This window comes from Streptomyces sp. NPDC032472 (assembly GCF_040636955.1).
Classification (GTDB): domain Bacteria; phylum Actinomycetota; class Actinomycetes; order Streptomycetales; family Streptomycetaceae; genus Streptomyces.
Genome location: NZ_JBEZVK010000164.1, coordinates 1 through 4,626 on the forward strand (window position 1 = coordinate 1; position 4,626 = coordinate 4,626).

Annotated in this window: 5 protein-coding genes; 3 read left to right on the top strand and 2 right to left on the bottom strand. The window is 58.3% G+C overall.

Annotation, left to right across the window (positions count from 1 at the left end; genetic code table 11):
* Positions 1–420: 420 nt before the first annotated feature.
* The 3 genes from AB0F11_RS37550 (at position 421) to istB (ending at position 3,575) form a co-directional block, all read left to right on the top strand.
* Entirely contained in the window at positions 421–648 is a 228-nt protein-coding gene (locus AB0F11_RS37550) for a hypothetical protein (RefSeq protein ID WP_105815179.1), read from the top strand.
* Positions 649–1,279: 631 nt separating this feature from the next.
* Positions 1,280–2,785, top strand: a complete 1,506-nt coding sequence (istA, locus tag AB0F11_RS37555) for an IS21 family transposase (RefSeq protein ID WP_122946716.1) — start codon at positions 1,280–1,282, stop codon at positions 2,783–2,785.
* Positions 2,778–3,575 carry an IS21-like element helper ATPase IstB gene (istB, locus tag AB0F11_RS37560; RefSeq protein ID WP_059740757.1) on the top strand — a complete coding sequence of 266 codons (798 nt, stop codon included), beginning with the start codon at positions 2,778–2,780 and terminating at the stop codon, positions 3,573–3,575. The genes istA and istB overlap by 8 nt, the downstream gene beginning before the upstream one ends.
* Before the next feature lie 49 nt (positions 3,576–3,624).
* Here istB and AB0F11_RS37565 read toward each other — a convergent pair whose 3' ends face one another.
* A complete protein-coding gene (locus AB0F11_RS37565) occupies positions 3,625–3,960 on the bottom strand; it encodes a hypothetical protein (RefSeq protein ID WP_362184240.1) in 336 nt (111 codons plus the stop codon).
* Positions 3,961–4,029: 69 nt separating this feature from the next.
* On the bottom strand, positions 4,030–4,626 hold a 597-nt coding region (locus AB0F11_RS37570; RefSeq protein WP_362184243.1), incomplete at its 5' end, for a TOPRIM nucleotidyl transferase/hydrolase domain-containing protein.

The window sequence follows — 4,626 nt, forward strand, 5'->3', positions numbered from 1 at the left end:
CGAACGGTGTGGACCGTTCGCCGCCTCGTAACCAGTTTCTTCGTCAGCTTCCTTTCGAATCGTTGCTCATCTGGCGCGCATTATTTCGACTGTTTGAATGGCCGGTTGTTTTGTTGTTTTAAAATCGAGTAACCTGATGAAAATCCTGCCAAACAAAATCGTACGTCGCAATCGAAATACTCAAATGCCGCCTTGATATTGCAATGCTTTACATTTTCAACGAGTTTCAATTCCGATATAGAGGGTCGGAAATATTCATTTCATCGCGACCCATAGCAGGCTTGCATTGCGCGGGAACACCACATTGGATGATGGAGCCGATTTAAATACCTTTGCCGGCACGGAAAATTTGTTTGATCGAAAGAAAATAAATTAAACAGTTCAAACGATTTAAATAATGATCGCCGGTATTTTATTAGGTTGCATGACATCAAATACTGGGAAACTCGGGTCCCTCACGGCCAATGCCTCGCGGGGCCGTCGGCGCGCGAATACGTGCCGGCACGCCGCTGCGTCACGATCAATTGCCGGCAACGTCTGCAGAACCGGCAACGCGCCGACCGTCCGATCGTCGTGATCGACGCGCCGTCGAGCTGGATGAAACGCATCGGCGGCAATCTCCGCCGCGAGCCGCCAGTCCCCCTGTAGGTTCGCAGAAAAGGTGGTCTCTGCGGTCCATATGAATCAATAGCTTGAGCACCTTTTCTGAGAATTTCGCTCGGGAAAAGTGGCAGAAAAGGTGGCCTTTTCCTATAAAATTCGCAGAAAAGTTGGCCTCCGACCGAAGCAAACTTTATAACACCCGAAAAATCAAACACTTACGCACAGATCAGGACCAGTGAACAAGTGGCGCTCGTGGATCGAGATGGCGTCCCTTAGGCCGCACACGAACTCGTTGACCGTCAAACCGTTGGAGAATGTGTGCTTAAACATCGAGCAACGGTACGGGCGGCGGCGAGTTCGAATAGATTCGGTCACTCTGATCACGCATGTTTGATCTGCAGTGCCAGATAGAGATTGCCTCGACGTTCGAGCCTGCGAGAGATCACGGTAATCATCAACTGTATAGGCCGAGACCTGACCGGTCAGTCAACGTCAGATCAGGTCTCGGACAATACGACCGCTCGTTGCCAATGGCGGTGATCGACTGCGGATTCAACCCGTCTGTTGATGTCCGGGCAGAACTGACCCACTAGAGCTGGAAATTTTCATCGAATTTTGACCCACGTGATTGAATGCTCTGCTCAATCTTTGAGCAGGGGATACAAAGGTGATCACGGTGGGTATATTGGCCAAGATCAGGCGGATGTATTTCCGCGAGAAGGTCCCACTGCGCGAGATTGCGCGGCGTACGGGCCTGTCCCGAAACACGGTGCGCCGCTGGCTGCGGCAGACTGATGCCGTCGAGCCGAAGTATCCGAAGCGCGTCAGCCCGAGCGTCATCGACGACTGGGCCGCACAGCTGACAGGTTGGCTGCGTGCCGACAGTCATCGCCCGAAGCGTGACCGGCGCACCGCCCGGTTCATGTTCGAGGCGATCCGCGCCGAGGGTTACGCCGGCAGCTACGGCCGGGTGAGCGCGTTCGTGAGGCGTTGGCACGAGGAGCAGGCTGAGGCGCCTCGCAGGCAGGCCTTCGTGCCGCTCGCCTTCGAACCCGGCGAAGCCTTCCAGTTTGACTGGAGCTGCGAATACGCTTTTATTGGCGGGCTGCGGCGACGCCTGGAGGTCGCCCACGTCAAACTTAACTCCAGCCGCGCGTTCTGGCTCGTCGCCTATCCCACACAGAGTCACGAGATGCTGTTCGATGCGCACGCCCGCGCGTTCGCCGCGTTCGGCGGCGTGCCGCGGCGCGGCATCTACGACAACATGAAGACCGCCGTGGACAAGGTTGGCCGCGGCAAGGAGCGTGCGGTCAACGCGCGCTTCGAAGCGATGTGCAGTCACTACCTGTTCGAGCCGGAGTTCTGCAACCGGGCTGCAGGCTGGGAGAAAGGCATCGTCGAGAAGAACGTTCAGGACCGGCGACGTCAGATCTGGCACGAAGCAGCGCTACGGCGCTGGGAAACGCTGGAGATCCTGAACGAATGGGTCGCTGGTCAGTGTCGTGAGGCGTGGCACATGCGGCACCCGCAGTGGCCTGAGCTGACGGTCGAGGATGTGCTGCAGGACGAGCGTACCCGGCTGATGCCCAATCCACGGCCGTTTGACGGCTACATCGAGCAGACCCTGCGAGTCTCGTCGACCAGCCTGATTCACTTCCAGCGCAACCGCTACAGCGTGCCCACCGAGTACACGAACCAGCTGGTGAGCGTGCGCTGCTATCCGGCATATCTCAGCGTCGTCGCCAACGCCCAGGAGATCGCACGCCACGAACGCAGCTTCGAGCGGCACATGACCTTCTACGATTGGCGCCACTACGTCACGTTGGTCGAGCGCAAACCCGGCGCACTGCGCAACGGCGCGCCGTTCATCACGATGCCGCAGCCGCTGCAACTGCTGCAGCGGCATCTGCTGAAACACCCGGGCGGCGATCGCGTCATGACGCAGGTGCTCGCTGCGGTGCGCGAACACGGGCTCGATGCGGTGCTGCTCGCCGTACAGGCTGCGCTGGATTCAGGACGCCCCAGCGCAGAGCACGTCCTGAACGTGCTGAGCCGGCTGAAGGCGCCCGTCACGAATGGCAGCCTCGCCACGACGAAACTCCAGCTCAAGGAAGAGCCCGCGGCCGACGTGAGCCGTTACGAGACGCTGCGCGCCAACCCACCGGAGGATCGTCATGTCTAACGATATCGCGGCCCAGCTCAAGGGTCTTAAACTGCACGGCATGGCGAGCACGTGGCCGGAGCTGCTCGCGCAGTCGCGCCACACGGACTTCGAGCCGGAGCGCTTCATGAAGCAGCTGTTGATGGCTGAAACCGCCGAACGGCAGGTGCGCTCGATTGCCTATCAAATGACCGCTGCGCGCTTCCCGGCCCACCGCGACCTGAAGGGCTTCGACTTCGCGCAGGCACACGTCGACGAAGCGCTGGTGCGCGAACTGAGCGAGCTGTCGTTCCTCGAAAGCGCGCACAACGTCGTGTTCATCGGTGGTCCGGGCACTGGCAAGACGCACCTCGCCTCAGCGATCGGAATCGAAGCCGTACAGCGCCACGGCAAGCGTGTGCGCTACTTCTCGACCGTCGAGCTGACCAACGCCCTGGAGCAGGAGAAGTCCATCGGCAAACAAGGCCAGGTCGCCCACAAGCTGATGTACGTCGATCTGGTGATTCTCGATGAGCTGGGCTATCTGCCGTTCAGCCAGACCGGTGGTGCATTGCTGTTCCATCTGCTCTCAAAGCTTTACGAGCACACGAGCGTCGCGATCACGACCAATCTCAGCTTCGGCGAGTGGGCGAGCGTGTTCGGGGATGCAAAGATGACGACAGCGCTGCTGGACCGCGTCACCCATCACTGCCACATCGTTGAAACGGGCAATGAATCGTGGCGCTTCAGGACCAGTTCTGCCAAGGCGAAGACGACAAGAAAGAGAGCAGCAAAACCAGCGGGTAACGAAGAGTTATCCACACCGGAATAGATGTACTACGCTGTCTCGGGGTGGGTCAGATTTAGATGAAATCGGTGGGTTAAGACTCGGTGGAAATCAACACCGGTGGCTTCAGACCCGGGAGTCTTTTTGCGAGTTTCGCGCTTAGCCGACCTTTCCCGATGTCGGCGATCATGGACAAGAGGTGCTCCGGAACGACGGGCGTTCCCAAGCGCCAGGCGGCAATTCGAGCCGCGCGCGTCGGTCCAAACCCCTGTTCGTCAAGAATATCAAGCATCGCCTCGCGAAGATTGGGGGCGTTTATGACTGCAACTTCAAAGGTCAAGTCGTTCAGAAAAATGCCATAGGTTTCCCAAATCGCACTGAAGGTAGGAAAATCAGCCGATTCGCACCAAGCACGCTGCTCAGCCGTCAAGGGAACGACTCACGAAGCGGTGCAGTATGCGTCCCATATTCCAAGCGTCCGCGCCTTTCCAAGTGGCGACTAGGCGCCGGCGATGGGATCCCAATCGGTGACAACCGCGAAAGGCAGGCCAAGACTACCGGCGAGCTTCACGTAGGGCTCGAAATGGACGCCCGCGACATTGCAGACGGTAATGCCGAGCCGATCCAGATCGAGGCCCAACGCCTCGGCAAATCCGGGCAGCAGTGCTTCTTCGGCATCGCCTTCCACGAAGATCACGCCTCGCGCGAAAAGCAGTTCGGATCTCGTAGCGGTCAGATAGCGCTCAATGTCGTCAAGTTCCTCGTTTGTGACCGGCAACTCCGCAAGCGAATAGACTTGCGACGCGCCGTTCACCGATCGCAAGCTCACTATCGAACGGAGCGGCACAACCGCAGCCAATGTCGGGGAATGGCTCGTGACGACAAGTGCCTGTGCCGGGTCAGCTTTTTGAAATAGCTTATCGAATACAGCCCGCTGAAGTTGAGGATGGAGGTGAGCCTCCGGTTCCTCGATACAAAGCAGCGAATAGTTGCGTTCATTCTTGGCTCGCCGCCAAGCAAACTCCGCCAATTTCAAAGTGATCAAGGCGACATTCGCAGAGCCCACGCTTGCCTCAGCAATGCTGAGTTTGCCGTT

What these genes read in the sequence shown, in the direction of transcription:
- istB (WP_059740757.1), top strand. Translation starts at nt 2,778, where the DNA reads ATGTCTAACGATATCGCGGCCCAGCTCAAGGGTCTTAAACTGCACGGC.